Origin of the sequence: Bacteroides faecichinchillae JCM 17102 (assembly GCF_000614145.1) — a bacterium.
Lineage (GTDB): Bacteria > Bacteroidota > Bacteroidia > Bacteroidales > Bacteroidaceae > Bacteroides > Bacteroides faecichinchillae.
This window is the reverse complement of record NZ_BAKK01000064.1, coordinates 1-17,683: the sequence shown is the minus strand read 5'-3', so window position 1 is coordinate 17,683 and position 17,683 is coordinate 1. Positions and strand designations below refer to the sequence as shown.

17 protein-coding genes and 1 pseudogene are annotated in these 17,683 nt (G+C 38.7%); all 18 read left to right on the top strand.

Features of this window, described 5'->3' with window-relative positions:
• Nucleotides 1–31 precede the first annotated feature (31 nt).
• Nucleotides 32–1,168 carry a chain-length determining protein gene (locus JCM17102_RS19290; RefSeq protein WP_025076354.1) on the top strand — a complete coding sequence of 379 codons (1,137 nt, stop codon included), beginning with the start codon at nt 32–34 and terminating at the stop codon, nt 1,166–1,168.
• 44 nt (nt 1,169–1,212) lie between these two features.
• Nucleotides 1,213–3,155 (top strand): annotated as a pseudogene (locus tag JCM17102_RS28530) (polysaccharide biosynthesis protein).
• 22 nt (nt 3,156–3,177) lie between these two features.
• On the top strand, nt 3,178–4,500 hold the full coding sequence (locus tag JCM17102_RS19280) for a UDP binding domain-containing protein (RefSeq protein ID WP_025076353.1): 1,323 nt from the start codon (nt 3,178–3,180) through the stop codon (nt 4,498–4,500).
• Between the two features lie 37 nt (nt 4,501–4,537).
• On the top strand, nt 4,538–5,689 hold the full coding sequence (wecB, locus tag JCM17102_RS19275) for a non-hydrolyzing UDP-N-acetylglucosamine 2-epimerase (protein WP_025076352.1): 1,152 nt from the start codon (nt 4,538–4,540) through the stop codon (nt 5,687–5,689).
• Nucleotides 5,690–5,822: 133 nt separating this feature from the next.
• The gene (locus JCM17102_RS19270) at nt 5,823–6,377 is read left to right on the top strand and encodes a hypothetical protein (protein WP_159106363.1); all 555 of its coding nucleotides are present in this window, start codon (nt 5,823–5,825) and stop codon (nt 6,375–6,377) included.
• A 65-nt stretch (nt 6,378–6,442) separates the two neighbouring features.
• Nucleotides 6,443–7,123 carry a hypothetical protein gene (locus tag JCM17102_RS19265; protein WP_025076350.1) on the top strand — a complete coding sequence of 227 codons (681 nt, stop codon included), beginning with the start codon at nt 6,443–6,445 and terminating at the stop codon, nt 7,121–7,123.
• A gap of 195 nt (nt 7,124–7,318) precedes the next feature.
• Complete coding sequence (locus JCM17102_RS19260) at nt 7,319–8,353, top strand: polysaccharide biosynthesis protein (protein WP_025076349.1); 1,035 nt, start codon at nt 7,319–7,321, stop codon at nt 8,351–8,353.
• A complete protein-coding gene (locus JCM17102_RS28525) occupies nt 8,354–9,169 on the top strand; it encodes a DegT/DnrJ/EryC1/StrS family aminotransferase (RefSeq protein WP_275564441.1) in 816 nt (271 codons plus the stop codon).
• 44 nt (nt 9,170–9,213) lie between these two features.
• Nucleotides 9,214–9,441, top strand: a complete 228-nt coding sequence (locus JCM17102_RS32010) for a DegT/DnrJ/EryC1/StrS family aminotransferase (RefSeq protein WP_275564440.1) — start codon at nt 9,214–9,216, stop codon at nt 9,439–9,441.
• 11 nt (nt 9,442–9,452) lie between these two features.
• Nucleotides 9,453–10,352 carry a UDP-3-O-(3-hydroxymyristoyl)glucosamine N-acyltransferase gene (locus tag JCM17102_RS19250; RefSeq protein ID WP_033887128.1) on the top strand — a complete coding sequence of 300 codons (900 nt, stop codon included), beginning with the start codon at nt 9,453–9,455 and terminating at the stop codon, nt 10,350–10,352.
• A gap of 1 nt (nt 10,353) precedes the next feature.
• Nucleotides 10,354–10,581 (top strand): acyl carrier protein, encoded by a 228-nt coding sequence (locus JCM17102_RS19245; protein WP_025076347.1) that lies wholly within the window; start codon nt 10,354–10,356, stop codon nt 10,579–10,581.
• Nucleotides 10,581–11,339 (top strand): SDR family NAD(P)-dependent oxidoreductase, encoded by a 759-nt coding sequence (locus JCM17102_RS19240; RefSeq protein WP_025076346.1) that lies wholly within the window; start codon nt 10,581–10,583, stop codon nt 11,337–11,339. Before JCM17102_RS19245 ends, JCM17102_RS19240 begins: the two co-directional genes overlap by 1 nt.
• A gap of 4 nt (nt 11,340–11,343) precedes the next feature.
• Entirely contained in the window at nt 11,344–12,345 is a 1,002-nt protein-coding gene (locus JCM17102_RS19235) for a 3-oxoacyl-ACP synthase III family protein (RefSeq protein WP_025076345.1), read from the top strand.
• 17 nt (nt 12,346–12,362) lie between these two features.
• A complete protein-coding gene (locus JCM17102_RS19230; protein ID WP_025076344.1) occupies nt 12,363–13,403 on the top strand; it encodes a DegT/DnrJ/EryC1/StrS family aminotransferase in 1,041 nt (346 codons plus the stop codon).
• 1 nt (nt 13,404) lies between these two features.
• Nucleotides 13,405–14,889, top strand: coding sequence for an oligosaccharide flippase family protein (locus JCM17102_RS19225; RefSeq protein ID WP_025076343.1), 1,485 nt, complete (start codon nt 13,405–13,407; stop codon nt 14,887–14,889).
• 2 nt (nt 14,890–14,891) lie between these two features.
• Nucleotides 14,892–15,809, top strand: a complete 918-nt coding sequence (locus JCM17102_RS19220) for a glycosyltransferase family 2 protein (RefSeq protein ID WP_025076342.1) — start codon at nt 14,892–14,894, stop codon at nt 15,807–15,809.
• Nucleotides 15,810–15,933: 124 nt separating this feature from the next.
• A complete protein-coding gene (locus tag JCM17102_RS19215; RefSeq protein ID WP_025076341.1) occupies nt 15,934–17,034 on the top strand; it encodes a glycosyltransferase in 1,101 nt (366 codons plus the stop codon).
• A gap of 13 nt (nt 17,035–17,047) precedes the next feature.
• Nucleotides 17,048–17,683 (top strand): polysaccharide pyruvyl transferase family protein (locus tag JCM17102_RS25010; protein ID WP_033887124.1); only part of this gene is annotated, 636 nt, incomplete at its 3' end.

The window sequence follows — 17,683 nt, the reverse complement described above, 5'->3', positions numbered from 1 at the left end:
ATTGCTAATTTAATAAAGAAATAGGATTGTTATGTCTGACCAACACATAGATAAGAATCAGTCTCAAGAATTAGTTCCTCCTTTGAAAGATGAGATGGAAATTGATCTGATGGAGATTTTAAGAAAAATCATTACTATTCGTAAAACCTTATACAAGGCTGTCGGCATAGGTTTAGTCATTGGTATTATTGTTGCCTTGAGTGTTCCAAAGAAATATACGGTTGAGGTAACCTTATCTCCGGAAATGGGTAATTCCAAAAGTAACGGTGGCCTTGCTTCGATGGCCGCCTCCTTCCTAGGAGCGGGGGTAAGTATGAGTGGTGATGTTTCTGATGCCTTGAATGCTTCTCTCTCCCCCGATATTGTCTCTTCTACTCCTTTTCTGTTGGAGCTTTTGTCCATGAATGTACCAGTTGATGGTGAGGAAAGTGAAAAGATCGATTTGGGGGCTTATTTGGATACCCAGTCTTCTCCCTGGTGGAGTTACATTATTGGTCTTCCAGGCATGGCAATCAGTGGGGTAAGGTCGTTGTTTTCAGATAAAGATGAATCTGTTGGTCTAAGAAACAGCCAGTCCGGTACCCTTGAACTAACAAAAGAGGAGGATAAGAAAATCACTTCTCTAAAGAAGGACATAACGGCTGTCATGGATAAGAAGACTGCTATAACCAATGTTTCCGTCACTTTACAGGATCCTAAAGTTGCTGCCGTCGTAGCCGATTCCGTAGTTCATAAATTACAGGAATACATCATAGGCTACCGTACTTTTAAAGCGAAGGAGGATTGTGCTTATCTGGAGAGATTGTTTAAGGAACGCCAGGAGGAATATTACGCAGCTCAGAAGAAGTATGCCGATTATGTTGATACCCATGACAACCTGATTCTTCAGAGCGTTCGTGCTGAGCAGGAGCGTTTGCAGAACGACATGAGTCTTGCCTATCAGGTTTACAGCCAGGTTGCCAACCAATTACAAGTAGCCCGGGCGAAAGTTCAGGAAGAGAAACCCGTATTTGCGGTAGTAGAACCTGCCGTTGTCCCTCAACAGCCTTCGGGTACAAGCAGAAAGATGTATGTAATCATTTTTGTTTTTCTATCTGTAGCTACGGTCATTGTTTGGAAACTCTTTGGGGAAGAGTTCTGGGACAAACTGAAGCGTGAATTTGTATAACACGTCGTATAAAAGTTAAAAAAAGGGGAATATAAAATACGATCATGAAGAAATCATTGGAAAAGTTTTTGCAATACACCAGCCGTAATTTTTTTAATTGCTGGCTTATCCTTGGGGTGGATACGTTGATTGCAGCTTTATGTACATTGTTTGCTTTTGTCGGCATTTACTACATTGTGGGTCTCGGTTGGAACGTTTCCCAGTTGTTACAGGTAATTGCCGTATCCTTATTGTCAAGCATAATTGGTGACTTGCTTTTCAACACCTATCGTAACACGATCCGTTATTCGGAGATCAAGGACCTTTGGCGTATCACCTGCAGCGTCCTGTTCAAGACCTGCTGTCTTGCCGTCTATGTGTTTTTTATATTACATGGAGACCGTTTATTCGGCAGTCAGAACCTGGTATTCGTCATCTCCGACGGTATGTTCACTCTGATCTCTTTGATCGGCTTTAGAGTCATAGTCATCGTAACATACGAATCTCTGATCGGTATGGTCCGTAAGACCGACATGCGTGTGCTTATCTACGGTACGGATGACAAGAGCGTTGCCTTGAAGACGCGTCTTCGCACCAGCTCTCATTACAAGATATCCGGTTTTTGTATTTACAGTCCCGATCATAGCCGCAGGATTCTTGCCGATTCCCGGGTTTATTCATTCTCAGACAAGTCCGACTTTGAGACGTTAATTCAGAAACACCGTATACAAGGCGTTCTTTTTGCCCGCTACGATTCCATCAAAGAAGAAGAGAACCGTCTTCTTGAATATTGTAAGAGCATTGGCGTGAAGACTCTGATCGCCCCTTCCATCAGTGAGGCGGACGTCGATGGTCTTTTCCATCAGTTTGTCCGTCCCATCCGTATTGAAGACCTTCTGGGACGTGAGGAGATCAAGATCAACATGAGTGAGATCGCAGCGGAATATTGTAATAAGACCATTCTTGTTACCGGAGCTGCCGGTAGTATCGGCAGTGAGCTTTGCCGGCAACTTGCCAGATCGGTGTCCGTAAACTAATATTATTTGATTCCGCCGAGAGTCCTCTTCATAACGTCCGTTTGGAGTTCGAGAAGAAATATCCCGGGATAGACTTCGTACCGGTTATTGGTGATGTTCGTGTTATCCAACGTCTCCGTATGGTCTTTGAACTTTATCATCCCCAGATCGTATTCCATGCTGCCGCTTATAAACATGTCCCTTTGATGGAGGAAAACCCTTGTGAGGCGGTTTACGTGAATGTGATCGGTTCCCGTCAGGTAGCCGATATGGCGGTGGAATATGAAGCGGAGAAGATGATCATGATCTCTACGGATAAAGCTGTCAATCCCACGAATGTGATGGGAGCCTCTAAGCGTCTGGCTGAGATTTATGTTCAGAGTCTGGGTACAGCCATTAAAGAAAGAAAAGTCAAAGGTAATACTAAATTTATCACCACCCGTTTTGGTAATGTCTTGGGCAGTAACGGTTCTGTTATCCCCCGCTTTAAAGAGCAGATCGAGAACGGCGGTCCTGTAACTGTAACCCATCCTGACATCATCCGTTATTTTATGACTATTCCTGAGGCTTGTCGTCTGGTAATGGAGGCGGGTATGATGGGAGAGGGGAATGAGATCTTTGTCTTTGAGATGGGTGAGCCTGTCAGGATTGTGGATCTGGCTACCCGTATGATTGAGTTGGCCGGTTACCGTCCGGATGAGGACATTAAGATAGAGTTTACCGGTCTTCGTCCCGGAGAGAAACTTTATGAAGAGCTTTTGAGTACTGAAGAGAATACTCTTCCTACTTCTAATAAGAAGATCAAGATCGCTAAAGTCCGTCGTTATGAATATGATGACGTGTTGGATTCTTACTCTGAATTTGAGGCTCTGGCTCGAAATGTCAGGATCATGGATACTGTCACTCTGATGAAGAAGATTGTCCCGGAGTTTATCTCTAAGAATTCGAGGTTTGAAGTGTTGGATAAAGGAGAATCATTGTCTGAAAAATAAATCCACCAAAAAGGAAAATATTATGAAAATAGCAGTAGCGGGCACCGGTTATGTGGGTTTGTCAATAGCCACACTTTTGGCTCAACACAATGAGGTTGTTGCCGTAGATGTCATTCCTGAGAAGGTGGATCTTATCAACCAAAAAAAGTCACCTATTCAGGATGAATATATCGAGAAGTACCTTGCGGAGAAAGATTTGAATCTGCGTGCTACTCTTGATGGTAAGGCGGCTTATCGTAACGCTGATTTTATCGTCATAGCTGCACCTACCAACTACGACCCGCAGAAGAATTTCTTTGATACACATCACATTGAAGACGTGATTGACCTTGTACTCAGTGTAAATCCTGATGCGGTGATGGTGATTAAGTCTACAATTCCGGTAGGATATACGCGTTCACTTTATGTGAAATATGTACCTCAATTTCTTAACCAACCGGAACTCCATGGCAAGAAGTTTAACCTTCTTTTCTCCCCGGAATTTTTGCGTGAGAGTCAAGCACTGTATGACAACCTCTATCCAAGTCGCATCATTGTAGGCTATCCTAAGATTGTTGATGGATCGGAGTTTACGGAAGAGAATGCCGCAATCAATACCATTGGTAACTCTGAGTCTGAAGAATACGCACGCACATTCGCAGAACTCCTTCAGAAAGGAGCAGTCAAACAGAATATTACCACTCTTTTCATGGGTTTGAAAGAGGCTGAAGCAGTAAAGCTTTTTGCAAATACTTATCTCGCTCTTCGTGTATCGTACTTCAATGAGTTAGATACATATGCGGAGATGAAGGGCCTTGATTCACAGGCTATTATTGAAGGTGTAGGCCTTGACCCACGTATTGGTACTCATTATAATAATCCTTCATTCGGTTATGGCGGTTATTGCTTGCCCAAGGATACAAAGCAGCTTCTGGCAAACTATGCCGATGTGCCACAGAACATGATGACCGCCATTGTCGAGAGTAACCGAACCCGTAAGGATTTTATTGCCGATCGTGTGTTGCAGATTGCTGGGGCTTACAGTTATGCCGAAGGTGCCTACGATGTAACAAAAGAGAGGGACGTTGTTGTTGGCGTTTATCGTTTGACAATGAAATCAAATAGTGACAATTTCCGACAATCGTCAATTCAAGGTGTCATGAAGCGCATTAAAGCCAAAGGCGCATCGGTCATTATTTATGAGCCTACCCTCGAAGATGGCAGTACTTTCTTTGGATCAAGGGTGGTTAATAACCTGAAAGATTTTAAATCACAGAGTCAGGCTATCGTAGCAAATCGCTATGATTCGTGTCTTGATGATGTGCAAGAGAAGGTGTATACACGCGATATCTTCAAAAGAGATTGATCTCTTAATTAAATATATATTGATAAAGAACAAATGTATGAAAAAAATAATGCTTGTCTTCGGTACACGCCCTGAAGCAATTAAAATGGCACCTCTTATAAAAGAATTTCAAAAAAATAAAAAAGAGTTTGAAACTATAGTATGTGTCACAGGACAGCATAGAGAAATGCTTGATCAGGTACTTCATATTTTTGATATTAAGCCAGATTATGATTTGAATATAATGATGCAGGGGCAAGATCTTTATGATATAACAACAAGAGTATTAATTGGTATGCGTGATGTATTTAAGAAATGTAAACCAGATGTAATTCTTGTTCATGGCGATACGACGACTTCAACAGCTGCGGCTTTAGCTGCATTCTATCAACAGATTCCTGTAGGTCATGTTGAAGCAGGATTGCGTACCCATAATCTTTATAGTCCTTGGCCCGAGGAAATGAATCGTCAGATTACAGGTCGTATTGCTGAATATAATTTTGCTCCGACTCTTCTTTCAAAAGAAAATCTTCTCAAGGAAAATATAAATGAAGATAAGATTACAGTAACAGGAAACACTGTAATCGATGCTCTCTATTGGGTTGTATATAAAATCAAAAATGATTTGAACCTTAATAAAGAATTGAAAGACGTTCTTGTGAAGGCAGGGTATGATACAGAGAGATTAGCTAATGGCAAGAAACTCGTTCTTATCACAGGTCACCGTCGTGAGAATTTTGGTGATGGCTTCATCAACATGTGTACAGCCATCAAGGACTTGACGCAGAAATATCATGATGTGGATTTTGTATATCCAATGCACCTTAATCCCAATGTGCGTCAACCGATCCATGAAGTATTTGGTGAAGATCTCTCAAATCTCGGTAACATGTTCTTCATTGAGCCACTGGAGTATCTGAGTTTTGTTTATCTTATGGAAAAAGCCAATATTGTCCTTACTGATTCAGGTGGTATTCAGGAAGAAGCACCTGGGCTTGGCAAGCCAGTTCTTGTAATGCGTGAAACAACCGAGCGTCCTGAAGCTTTGCATAGTGGCACAGTACATTTGGTTGGTACTGATTATAACAAGATTGTAAAGGAAGTCAGCACTCTTCTTGACGATGCAACTGCATATGAAAAGATGAGTAAGGCTGCCAATCCTTATGGTGATGGGCTGGCTTGCGAAAGAATTGTGAATGCATTGAGGTAATGAGCATTTCAGATCATTTACAATAATTATCCACATGATGAACCGTCGTTTTTCTATTATATACTTTCTGTTTATAGTTATTCGATTATGTTGTCCTAATCTTGCATTTTGCGAGGTTTTGACAAATAAAACTGTGATTAAAGCAGACATGATATATGAAGTCGTTGATGTTGTAGATTTGGTTGGTAAGCAAATGAAACTGGCAAAGAACTGTTATTTAATATTCAGAGGAGGAATTATTAAGAATGGTGAATTGGTAGGAAACAAATCAAAGATTGAAGCTTCACCAGTTAAAATTTTCAATGAGGACTTGAAAGTTTCGGGTAATTGGACTGTTGAAAAAGCATACCCTGAATGGTTTGGAGCTAAGGCGGATGGAGTTCACGATGACAGAGCAGCTATACAGAACTGCATTAACAACTTTAGAGATACATATCTTATGGGTGATGTTTATGCTATTCGTTCCTATACTGAATGCCATGGTGCAAAAAGAGGAATCGTTATGCCAGCGTATAAGTCTCTCGTTGGAACTAATATGAGGGATAATCATTCTCAGATTAAGACTTTCGTTGAATTGGAATCTGTTTTATATCTATCTGAACGGTGCAATACGGTCGAAGGAGTTTTTGTAAATGGAGGTGGAGTGTTTCAAAAATTCGGAACTGATGCTTTGGTAGATACGGTGTAGAAACATTTGGGTCTGGGAAGAATATCGAAGGAAGTTCGGCTACGGCATATCTGATATTCAAGGATATGTATGTTGCTTATTGTAAGAGTGATGGGTTTCATATACTTGGCTACTCTATAAAATATATCAATTGTATAGTTTCTCAGTGCAGAGGAAATGCTTTTTATGCATCGTATGATAATGGAAGAGGACCAGGGCATAATTTTCAGTATTGCTCAGCCGTAAATTGCCGACAATCAGGTTTCAAAATTGAAAACACAGCATACAGCAGTTTACTAAACTGTTCAGTTGATAATTGTGGTTTTGATGTTCAAAAACCAGAAAACGGAGAACTATACCATGCTTATTCCTTCTCCAATGTGAACACAACTAACTTGCAGTCTTGTGGAGAAGAAGGGTGTTATTATGTTTATAAATTAACAGGAGAGTGTATAGCTATGTCATTTGAGAACTGTCGGTTGTATAATTGTACTAAGAATCTTCCGTCCAAGTTCAGATATAATAATGTAATAGTTGTAGATAATGCAATGGGAATAAGATTTAGTGGATTGTGGATTAGTAATATGACAGGAGGTTACAAAGTGGAGAAGGGGGAAAATATTGTAACGCTAACTTCTAGGGCAAGGGATATTGAGTTTTCATACTGTTATATTGATACCAAATCAAGTAGGGATTTATTGACAGACAGTTATATTAATTTCACAGCGAAGAATAAACCTGTTATTTTTCCTGTCATAAATAAATAATTGTTTAATAAATATTTGGATATGTTGTGTGATAAAGAAAGCATAACAAATCTACTAGAAAAAGCTTCAAAGAGTAAACGTTTACGAGCAAAGTGATTGATTTGTGGACAATACAGAGGAGAATTCGCAGAGAATACTGAATAGAGATAAACTAAAGTTTTTGATAGGAAGATAACAATAATAACAAAAGGGAATATGTTAGAATTTAAAGACAGAATATTATTGATTACTGGTGGTACTGGTTCATTCGGTAATGCAGTGCTTAAGAGATTCATTGATTCAGATTTGAAGGAAATCAGAATTTTCAGTAGAGATGAGAAGAAACAAGATCAAATGCGACACAAATTGCAAAACAGCAAGGTGAATTTTATTATCGGTGATGTTCGAGATTTTGAGAGCATCAATAACGCTATGGCGGGTGTCGATTACGTTTTCAGTGCAGCTGCATTGAAACAGGTTCCAAGCTGTGAATTCTATCCAATGCAAGCTGTCCGTACAAACATTCTCGGTTCTGAGAATGTGTTGGAAGCTGCTGTTCGTAATAAGGTTAAACGTGTTGTAGTGCTTTCAACTGACAAGGCGGCATATCCTATTAATACAATGGGGATGACTAAGGCTTTGATGGAGAAGCTTGCTATCTCTAAGTCTCGTGATCCTCGTGCAAAGGAAGCTGGAACTGTCATTTGTGCAACCCGTTACGGCAATGTGATGTGTTCTCGTGGCTCAATTATTCCTCTTTTCGTTCATCAGATTAAGAATAAGCTACCGATGACAATTACAGTACCAGAAATGACTCGTTATATGATGTCGCTTGATGAAGCTGTTGACCTTGTTCTTTTCGCATTCGAGAATGCCGAGCCAGGTGATTTGTTTGTTCAGAAAGCTCCTGCTGCAACTATCGAAGTTCTTGCTCAGGCGCTAAAGGAGTTGTTCCATGTAGACAATGAGATCCAGATTATCGGTGCTCGTCATGGTGAGAAAATGTTTGAGACTCTTTGCACCAGTGAAGAAATGGCAAAGGCAATTGATATGGGGGATTTCTATCGTGTTCCTGCTGACCTTCGTGATCTGAATTATTCTAAGTATGTTGATACGTTCGGTCACCGTGTTGATGTAGAACAGTATAATTCTGATAACACAAACCTTCTCACAGTTGAACAGATGAAGGAAAAACTTTTAAAGCTCGACTATGTTCAGGAAGCATTAAAGAAATATTTAGAGGATAAATAAATGATTTCATTAGTAAAACCTTATATTGCACCATCCAACGAGATGATGCCTGCTATTGAAGAAGTTCTCTATAGCGGATATATTGCAACAGGACAGGCCGTTTATGATTTTGAGGATGTGTTTCGCAACTATATCGGTAATCCTTTGTCTTTGTCTCTCCATTCGGGGACAGATGCACTTCACATAGCACTGATTTTGGCTGGAGTTAAGCCTGGCGATGAAGTAATTTCTACTCCAATGACTGCCGAACCAACTAATACAAGTATTGCAATGGTTGGTGGTAAGGTGGTTTGGGGTGACATTAATCCAAATAATGGTTTGCTTGATCCGAAGAGCGTTCGTTCGCTCATTACCGAAAGGACAAAAGTAATCATGCTTGTACACTATGCAGGTATGGTTTGCGATATGGATGAGTTCAACAAGATATCTGCTGAGTACAACATTCCTATTATCGAGGATGCTGCTCATGCTTTAGGGAGCAAGTACAATGGCAAGATGGTTGGTTGTAACTCTCCTTATACTATTTTTTCGCTTCAAGCTATTAAGCACTTGACTACAGTTGATGGTGGTTTCCTCTCATTGAAGAATGAGGAAGAAATGGGTCGTGCTTTGAAACTGCGTTGGTTCGGTCTTGATAAAACACGTTCACGACTAGAGAATGACATCACCGAGGTTGGTTTCAAATATGCGATGAACAATGTGAATGCCACTATTGGTCTCGTTCAGATGAAACACATTAATGAAGTTGTTGGCAGGTATATAGAGAATGGTAAATTCTATGATAAGGCTCTTGTTGGTATTAACGGTGTCAGATAGTTGATTATAATCCGAATACAGAAGCCTCATACTGGCTTTATACTATGAAGGTGGAGAATCGTAAGGAATTTATGAGGGCTATGGAAGTAGCAGGCATTATGGCTTCACCACTTCATCACCGCAGTGATACTCACAGTATCTTCAATGAGTCACGTCGTGAACTTCCAAACATGGAGGAATGGTATAGTAGTTTTGTACATATTCCTTGCGGATGGTGGATAAGTGAAGAAGACCGTAATCACATTGTTGAAACAATAAAGAAAGGTTGGTAGTATATTATAATATGATATCAGCACGCACCACTAATATAAGACTTTCGGAAGTTTGTCAGATTACTGCATGTCCGATGCTTGGTAATGATATTTATATTGATGGATTTAATCTTTCAAATCGGAAGATAGAAGCTAATTCTGTATTGTCTTATTGCACTTCATATAAATATTTTAAGATTGCATTAACCAACGAAAAAGTAACGGCACTCATTGTAACCAATGAATTGGTGGGACAGCTTTCTGATGAAGAAAGATCTCGTTTTTCTTTCTTGGTTAGCGAATCACCAGAATGGACTTTTTATACAGCATTTATTAACCTGTATGAAAATAGGTATTTTCCACAATATGATTTTGAAATAGACTTGAAGAATGCAATTATTGGGACGGGCTCAGTTATTGAAAAAGGTGTAATTGTTGGTGACAATGTAAAGATAGGTTGTAATTCAGTTGTTTGTTCAGGAACTATTCTTGGTGACAATGTAACTATTGGCAATTGCAGTGTCATAGGAGGTAATGGCTTTCAACTCATAAAGGATAATGAAGGGAGAAATCATGCAATCCCTCATATTGGTCGAGTTATTATTGGCAGTGGTGTTTATATTGGCGATAATTCTACTGTTTCAAGAAGCCTATTTGAAGGCTTTACGAAAATAGGAAACTATGTCAAGATAGATAATCATGTTCATATTGCTCATAATTGTATTGTTGGCGACAATTGCGTTTTGACAGCCAATTGTACAATGTTTGGTTCAAGTATACTTGAATCGAATGTTTGGTTAGCTCCGAATTCTGCTATTATGAACCGAGTGAAAATAGGTTCAGACTCGTTTATTGGAGCTTCATCTTTAGTTCTTAAAAATGTTAAATCTGGCAGTAGAATGTTTGGCGTTCCTGCTCAAAAAATCAACTAAAATGGAAATTAATGAATTCGTTACGAATTTCGCAGAACAGTTTGATGACACTGATCCTTCTGAAATCACAGCTGGTACAGTGTTCCACGATTTGGATGAGTGGTCTTCACTCACAGCTATGGGAATTCTTGCTATGGTGAAGACAAGTTATGGTATATCAATCACAGGTGCTGAACTTAAAGCATGTGTGACAGTTGAGGATGTATTCAATCTCATCAATAATAAATAATGTCTGAGATATTTAATCCATTCTCTCTGCAAGGAAAGACAATTCTTGTAACTGGAGCTTCATCTGGCATAGGAAAGTCAGTTGCCATTTCTTGTGCTAAAATGGGTGCAACAGTAGTAATTACAGCCAGAAATGAGGAACGTTTGAAAGCGACTTTGGCAGAAATGCCTAAAGGAGGCACTTATATAAAAGCTGATTTGATTAATCAGAATGAGGTGGAACATCTCGTTAAAGAGCTTCCAAGACTCGATGGCTTAGTACAGTGTGCTGGGGTTGGAAGTCGTGTTCTTTGTAAACATATTAACAAGGAAAACATTGAAGAAGTAATGCTGCCGAATTTTCAAGCTCCAGTGCTTTTACAGTCATTGTTGCTAATAGGAAAGAAAATAAACAAATCTGCGTCTATTATTTATATAGCTTCTCGTGCTGCATCTGCTCCAAGTATTGGTAATGCACTTTACAGTGCATCAAAGGGGGCTATTCTTTCTTATGCCAAGTGCCTTGCTTTGGAACTTGCTCCACGACTAATTCGTGTGAATTGTATTTGTCCTGGTATGGTGTGGACAGATCTGATTCTGCAAAATGGTGTTGAAGAAGAAGTGTTACGCGAAGCTGAACATGCCTATCCTTTGCAGAGATTCGGTAATGTTTACGATATTTCTAACCTTGCTATTTACTTACTGAGTGATGCAAGCTCATGGATGACTGGTTCAGCAATAGATATCAGTGGTGGAGGTGAAGGTATTTTAAAACTTTGAACCTATGAACGCGTATATAAAACATATAAGTTATTATCTCCCTGAGAAGGTCTTGACCAACGAGGAATTAGTTCAGCAGTTTCCCGAGTGGAGTGTAGATAAAGTTGCGGTAAAAGTTGGGGTAAATTCTCGCCACGTTGCAGCTAAAGACGAGACTGCGACCGATATGGCAGAGAAGGCTGCTCGTAAACTGTTTGAAGAAAGTGGAATTTTGTCAAAAGACATTGATTTTGTGTTACTCTGTACACAGAGTCCAGACTATTACTTGCCTTCATCGGCTTGTATTCTTCAAGACAGACTTGGTATTCCTACTTCATGTGGAGCTTTTGATTATAACCTCGGTTGCTCAGGATGCATCTATGGTATGGCAGTTGCTAAAGGTTTGATTGTAGCTGGCATTACCAAGAACGTGTTGATTCTCACAGCTGAGACATATAATAAGTATCTCCATCCGTTGGACAAGAGTAACCGAAGCATTTTCGGTGACGGAGCTGCAGCTTGCTTAGTTTCTACCGAAGGTTTTGCTGAAATCGGTGAGTTTTCTCTTGGAACAGACGGAAGTGGTGCAAAACATCTGATTGTCAAGACAGGAGGGGCTCGTCAGAAGGAAACGACTGGTCTGTCTGTAACCGATGATGAAGGTCGTACATGGTATGACGACTATCTTTACATGAACGGAAGTGCAATCTTCAATTTTACTCTCGATGCAGTTCCTGCTATGATGAAAGATGTTCTCTTGAAGAATTCTATGGAGAAGGATGATGTGGATTATTATATCTTTCACCAAGCAAATAAGTTTATGCTCAATACTATTCGTAAGGCTTGTGTTTTGCCGAAGGACAAATACTATGTCAATCTTGAAACTACCGGTAATACTGTTTCTTCTACTGTTATGATTGGTCTACGTGATTGTAGAGATAACGGGACAATTCACAAAGGTATGAAGGTTATGTGTGCAGGTTTCGGTGTTGGACTCAGTTGGGGTGGAGTGATTTTAAATTTTTAAAAATAAGGATAGATTTGATGATTCCTTTATTCAAACCATATATGCCGAAGCAATTACCCGAAATGGAAAACATTCTCCAATCGGGACAGTTGGCTTTTGGCAAATGGGGACAAGAGTTTGAGCAAAAGTTGCGTGATTACATCGGAGTCGAAAACCTGATGACAACTTGTAACTTTTCAACAGCAATTCAAATTGCGGTGACAGCGATTGACCTTGAACCTGGTGACGAAGTGATAGCTTCGCCAATGAGTTGCTTAAACTCAACCATGCCACTGCGTGCTTTTGGTCTAAATGTAGTTTGGGCAGATATTGATCCTAAAACAGGAACACTCAGTCCAAAAAGCGTAGAGGAACATATCACAGAGAAAACAAGGCTCATTTTTCACAATCATTTCTGTGGTTACATAGGGTATGTGGATGAGATAAACGCAATAGGGAAGAAACATGGTATTCCTATCTTTGACGATTGTGTGGAAGCATTTGGCAGCAAATATAAAGGTCATGTTGCAGGTAATCTTGGAACTGATATTTCAATCTTCTCGTTTCAGACAGTGCGATTGCCAAATACTATAGATGGGGGTGCAATCATTTTTAAAGATAGACAGCTTTATGATAAAGCCTTGATTGTTCGTGATCAGGGAATTCGTCGCAATATCTTTCGTGATGCTGATGGTGAAATCTCTCCGAACTGTGATATTTATATGAGGGGATTTGCAGGAACGATGAGTGATGTGAATAGTTACATTGGTTGCCTTCAGATGGAAGCGCTGCCAGAATTGCTTGTTAAGCAGAAGTCAAATGCTGTTCGTTGGCAGGAGAAAGGAATTTTTTGTTCTCTACTTCGTGATGAGGTAGAACCAAACTTCTGGATCTATGGAATGCTCGTGGATAACAAACGTAAGCTGCTTCGTCAGTATAAGGCAAATGGTTTTGGCTGTTCTGGAGTACACCTTCCAAATAGCTGCTATTCAGTCTTTGGTGACCAAGGACAATTTCCTGGTATAATGGAATTTCACAACAGATTTTTAGCCATTCCTTGTGGATGGTGGATGGAATAAAATGAGCGAAAGACCGTCATCGTATACAGGTATATTCAAGTCTACTTTTTTGTTTGGCTTTGTGCAGGTTATCCGTATTCTTGTCGGAGTAATCAAAAACAAAATTGTGGCCATTCTCCTTGGAGCTGAAGGGATGGGAATTATGGGAATTATGTCAAATGCGATGGGGCTCATCAAGACTGGAGCAGGTCTTGGCATATCTCAGAGTGCGGTCAGAGATGTTTCTGAAGCAAACGGATCGGGAGATAGGATAAAGTTCTCTCAAATTATCTGTATTACGAGGAAGGTAGTTTTCTTTACCTCTTTTCTTGGTTTGACAATAACAATAATTTTATCTTCTTGGTTAAGTAACTGGGGATTTGGTGATAATACATATATTGTTTCTTTTATTCTGCTTTCAATAGCAGTTTTCTTTGAAATCTTTGTCGAGAATCAACTTGCCATTCTTAAAGGGATGCGACAATTAAAAAACTTAGCAAAAGCGAGTGTATGGGGATCGGTGGTCGGTCTTATAACTGGAATTCCATTGTTCTTTTTCATGGGGGGGAAAGGTATTGTACCTTCGTTTATTATAACATCGGTTTCAATCTATTTTGTGACTAGATATTATGTAAATAAAATAGATTATAATAAGGTACAGATACCCATTAAGCAAGTAGCTAAGAAAGCATTACCTATGGTGAAGATGGGAGGAGCTTTGATGATAACAGCTTTACTCGCATCGCTTACAGCTTTTATCATTGCTGCATTTATGAGAGACGAAGGTGGTTTACAAGATGTTGGTTATTATAGTGCGGGAATGACTATTATTACTAGCTATTTTGGTGTAATAGTCAATGCTTTGATGACAGACTATTATCCACGTATTGCAGCGGTCAATTATGATAACAAGAAGTTGGCGGAGGAACTTAACCGACAGTCATTAGTCAGTTTGCTTCTCTGTTGTCCTATTGTTGTGATATTCTTCATCCTGTTGCCATACTTTGTGATAATACTATATTCAGAAGAATTTCTCCCGATCGTTGATTTTATGAAAATTGCGATGTTCGGAACACTCATAACTGTAATATCTAATCAAGTTGATATGATTCTTGTTGCTAAGTTCAAAACAAAGTTGTTTTTGGGTATCTCAGTCTTTGTTCGTGTATTACAAGTAATTATTAGTTTGATTCTTTATAAGAACTTTGGGTTGCTTGGTATGGGGATGACTGTCCTTGCGATGGCAATAGTACATATGGTTATTATGACAATTTCTGTGTACTATTTTTACAGAATAACATTTGGTAAAATATTTTGGATAATAGCGTTGATTGTGTTTTTTATCTCAATTCTAGCGGTTAGTGTTACCACTCTTTCTAATCTATGGATAAGGTTTAGTTTTGGTACTGCCTTGTTCATCCTTTCTTTATTTTTCTTGAATTTTGCATCCAAGAGATATATGGAAATTGATTTTGTGAAACTTATTAAAGTAAAATTACATAAATAACAATGAAACAGAGAGGTAAAATAGCAGCTGTAACAATGACTTATAACGATGGTTATAAGATAAAGGAGTGGCGACAATGGTATGATGAGGTAAAAAGTGAAATTGATCTTTACATTGTAGTTGATAACGGTTCCTCACCAGACTATCTTCAACAGGTAAAAGACAATTTCTCTGACTCTGTATTGATTGAACGTAAAAACAACGGTGGTTGCACAGCAGCTTATAATGATGGCATTCGTTATGCTTTACAAGATAAAGATGTAGATGCAATTTTGATATTCGGCAACGATGTAAGGTTTGCAAAAGGAGCAATTTCTGAATTGTATAAATATCTATACTCTGATAAAAAATTAGGAATGGTAGGTCCAGCTATGTTACGTAAAAATTCGGAGATAATTGAAGATTATGGTGTCAATATGGGTCTGTTCAACACCAAATTCTTGTATTCAGGACGGGAATACTCAAATAATTTTCCTGATATGATAGTTGACGTAGTACCAGGCGGTGCGAGTATGTCAAAGAGATCTTTTTACGAAAAAGTAGGGTTACAAGATGAAGTATTGTTTATGTACTGTGATGAACGTGATATGTCTTATCGTGCAAAGAGAGCAGGTTTTGCAGAAGGTGTAACAGCAAAAGCAAAAGCTTGGCATCAACACATTGTAAACCCTCAGCCAGCGGTTAGAGTAAATACAAGATATATGATAGGAAGAAACTATGTGTATTGCATAAAGAAACATATGTCATTATTTTTAGTGATTAAATATGTAATATGTTCATTATTAGTTAATTACTTAGGACTAATACGCAATCTGTTTAATAAACAGCGCAGAAATAGTTATTGGCAATATCTACGAGGTGTGAAAGCTGGGTTGGTAAATGACATGGACAACAATAAGATTTGGGAAAATAACGATTGAAATGGCATTTCTTATTTTTGTTTGTAATTGGCTCTCTGTTTCTTTCAGCTTCGATTTAAGAAGGAAAAAGAAATGAACAAGAAAAAGTCATTGATAAGTGTAGTGTAGTAGTTTCTACAAAAAAATGATTAAGTTAGTTGATGGTTTTGGTTTCAACGAAGAATTAGAACTAGTTATACAAGACAATACAGAAGACGATAGTGAGATATTTGAATTTTTTAGCGATAACGAATTTTTAAATCCTCAATACTACCATATAAGGGAATCTTTAACTGTTGGAGAAAATTTTGATTTTGGCATTCGAAACTCTACTGGAGAATATGTAAGTTGTATAGGTGATGATGATGCTGTAACAAAATATTTGGTAGACTGTGTGAAATGGATGAAGGAAAATAAACTTGAAGGCGTTTTTCCTGAAAGAATCACTTTTTTGGGGCCAGAAGCATATCCTGGTTGTAAAGGAGATTTGCATTACAAATCTTTTACAGAAGAGGTGAAGTTTGTAAACACAAGTGAAGTATTAAAAGATATATTTGATAAAGGATGTATTAATACGGGAAATTTACCATTGTTATATCGCGGTGTTGTTAGTAGAGAGTGTTTAGATAAAATCAGGGTTAGATGTGGTACATACTTTCCAGGTGCTTCACCTGATATCGCAAACGCAGTAAGTATTTGTCTCGTTATCGAAAAGTTTGTTGTTATTAGTGCTCCAATAGTAATTGGAGGTAATTCCAAAACTGGAGGTGGAGGAGTAAATTTTCTTAAATATCATGCACAAACGGATTTTACCAAGCTACCCCATTTACCTAAGAATATAAAAGAAATATGGTGTAAAAAAATTCCTTTAATTTGGTCTAATCCTACAATTTGGTGTGAATCTGTTGTTGAAGCACTAAATGCATGGGGAAGATCGGATTTGATAGAAGAAATAAATTTTGAGAAACTTTATGAGTATTTCGTTTTATACTATTTTCATTACAGGAAGATGGCGTTTGAATTATCAAACAATAAAATGAGACTCCTCTTGAAATCTTGTTTTAACTATTCTTCCCGTTACTTCAATGGTATTATATACAGGATAAAAACAAAATTAAGCAGAAAGAAATATAGCAATGGACGACTCGTGGTTTCCGGTTTTGATGATTTTAATGAAGTGTTGGAGTATTTAAATAAAAATGATTATAATTTCATGGATATTGACCATGTGAGAATAAAAATCTAGTATAAAGTAAGAAATGAGAACTGCTTCATTCATAACTGTTCACGTAGGGTTTAACTTCGGGTCAAAACTTCAAGCAATTGCGACTGCTGAGGTTTTGAAGAAAATGGGTTACCAACCTACATGTGTGAACTATGTTCCACCACGCGTCACGTACAGGAGGTATTGGAAGCAAGCGATTACAAATCCAATAAAGTTTCCGTGGCGCTTGATATACTATCCTATTCTTTTGGTCACCGGACATGGTTTTGATAGGTATCTAAACAGGTATTGTAAGGTTTCAAAGCCTATCTATATGGGCGACAACTTTAAAGAGAAGTGTCCTAAAGCAGATGTGTATGTGTCAGGAAGTGACCAACTTTGGAATTGTAAGCATAATGAAGGTAATGATACACACTATTTCTTTGATGGTATTGAGGGCAAGAAGATTGCATTTGCATCTTCCATAGGCATGACCAAACTTCCGGAAGATTATGCCAAGTACATGAAAGAGCAGCTTTCACAATATAGAGCCATCTCTGTTCGTGAAGCGTCTGCCGTTGAGTTGCTCAAAGGCATGGGGATTTCATCTACTCACGTGTTGGATCCTACCTTTATGCTTGACAAAGAGGAGTGGAAACCTTTTGCATCGAAGCGGTTGGTGAAAGAGAAA

Excerpts from the sequence above, each read along its gene's own strand:
- JCM17102_RS19290 (WP_025076354.1), top strand. The coding sequence starts at position 32 with ATGTCTGACCAACACATAGATAAGAATCAGTCTCAAGAATTAGTTCCT.
- JCM17102_RS19280 (WP_025076353.1), top strand. The coding sequence starts at position 3,178 with ATGAAAATAGCAGTAGCGGGCACCGGTTATGTGGGTTTGTCAATAGCC.
- wecB (WP_025076352.1), top strand. The coding sequence starts at position 4,538 with ATGAAAAAAATAATGCTTGTCTTCGGTACACGCCCTGAAGCAATTAAA.
- JCM17102_RS19265 (WP_025076350.1), top strand. The coding sequence starts at position 6,443 with ATGTATGTTGCTTATTGTAAGAGTGATGGGTTTCATATACTTGGCTAC.
- JCM17102_RS19260 (WP_025076349.1), top strand. The coding sequence starts at position 7,319 with ATGTTAGAATTTAAAGACAGAATATTATTGATTACTGGTGGTACTGGT.
- JCM17102_RS28525 (WP_275564441.1), top strand. The coding sequence starts at position 8,354 with ATGATTTCATTAGTAAAACCTTATATTGCACCATCCAACGAGATGATG.
- JCM17102_RS32010 (WP_275564440.1), top strand. The coding sequence starts at position 9,214 with ATGAAGGTGGAGAATCGTAAGGAATTTATGAGGGCTATGGAAGTAGCA.
- JCM17102_RS19250 (WP_033887128.1), top strand. The coding sequence starts at position 9,453 with ATGATATCAGCACGCACCACTAATATAAGACTTTCGGAAGTTTGTCAG.
- JCM17102_RS19245 (WP_025076347.1), top strand. The coding sequence starts at position 10,354 with ATGGAAATTAATGAATTCGTTACGAATTTCGCAGAACAGTTTGATGAC.
- JCM17102_RS19240 (WP_025076346.1), top strand. The coding sequence starts at position 10,581 with ATGTCTGAGATATTTAATCCATTCTCTCTGCAAGGAAAGACAATTCTT.
- JCM17102_RS19235 (WP_025076345.1), top strand. The coding sequence starts at position 11,344 with ATGAACGCGTATATAAAACATATAAGTTATTATCTCCCTGAGAAGGTC.
- JCM17102_RS19230 (WP_025076344.1), top strand. The coding sequence starts at position 12,363 with ATGATTCCTTTATTCAAACCATATATGCCGAAGCAATTACCCGAAATG.
- JCM17102_RS19225 (WP_025076343.1), top strand. The coding sequence starts at position 13,405 with ATGAGCGAAAGACCGTCATCGTATACAGGTATATTCAAGTCTACTTTT.
- JCM17102_RS19220 (WP_025076342.1), top strand. The coding sequence starts at position 14,892 with ATGAAACAGAGAGGTAAAATAGCAGCTGTAACAATGACTTATAACGAT.
- JCM17102_RS19215 (WP_025076341.1), top strand. The coding sequence starts at position 15,934 with ATGATTAAGTTAGTTGATGGTTTTGGTTTCAACGAAGAATTAGAACTA.